Genomic DNA, 975 nt, shown 5'->3' with positions numbered 1-975 from the left:
CGTCGTGCCGCGTGCGTTGATTACCGGGATTACCGGGCAGGACGGGTTGTATCTGGGTGAGTTGCTGGTTGCGAAGGGTTATGAGGTGTTCGGGTTGGTTCGGGGGCAGTCGAACCCGAAGGTGGCGGTGGTGGAGCGGGTGGTGCCGGGGGTGATGTTGTTGGAGGGGGATCTGACGGATCTTTCGTCGTTGATCGGTGCGGTGGAGATCTCGCAGCCGGACGAGGTGTACAACCTGGGGGCTATTTCGTTTGTGGGGTTGTCGTGGAAGCAGGCGGAGCTGACGGGGGAGACGACGGGGATGGGGGTGTTGCGACTGTTGGAGGCGTTGCGGATCGCGGGTGGTAATGACATGTCGCGGGTGCGGTTCTATCAGGCGTCGTCGTCGGAGATGTTCGGGAAGGTGCGGGAGACGCCGCAGCGGGAGACGACGCCGTTTCATCCGCGGTCGCCGTACGGGGTGGCGAAGACGTTCGGTCATTATTTGACGGTGAATTATCGTGAGTCGTACGGGGCGTTTGCGTGTTCGGGGTTGTTGTTCAATCACGAGTCGCCGCGTCGGGGGATCGAGTTCGTGACGCGGAAGATCACGCGGGCGGTGGCGCGGATTTCGCTGGGGTTGCAGGACTCGGTGACGTTGGGGAATTTGGAGTCGCGGCGGGACTGGGGTTTCGCGGGGGATTATGTGGAGGCGATGTGGCGGATGTTGCAGCAGGATTCGCCGGATGACTATGTGGTGGCGACGGGTGTGACGCACAGTATTCGGGAGTTGTTGGACGCGGCGTTCGGGCGGGTGGGGATTGCGGACTGGTCGGAGCTGGTGAAACAGGATCCGCGGTTCTTCCGGCCGGCGGAGGTGGATGTGCTGGTGGGGGACGCGTCGAAGGCGCGGGAGATGCTGGGCTGGGAACCGAAGGTCGGTTTCGAGGAACTGATCGCGATGATGGTCGACTCGGACCTCGTCCTGGAGTCCGA

At 62.9% G+C, this 975-nt stretch carries 1 protein-coding gene; it reads left to right on the top strand.

All coding sequences use genetic code 11. The features are described from left to right. Positions 1–4: 4 nt before the first annotated feature. The coding region (gmd, locus tag MXD60_RS26245) for a GDP-mannose 4,6-dehydratase (RefSeq protein WP_248822384.1) at positions 5–975 on the top strand (971 nt) is incomplete at its 3' end.

This window comes from Frankia sp. AgB32, from assembly GCF_023243045.1.
Classification (GTDB): domain Bacteria; phylum Actinomycetota; class Actinomycetes; order Frankiales; family Frankiaceae; genus Frankia.
This window is presented reverse-complemented; position numbering and strand designations above follow the sequence as displayed.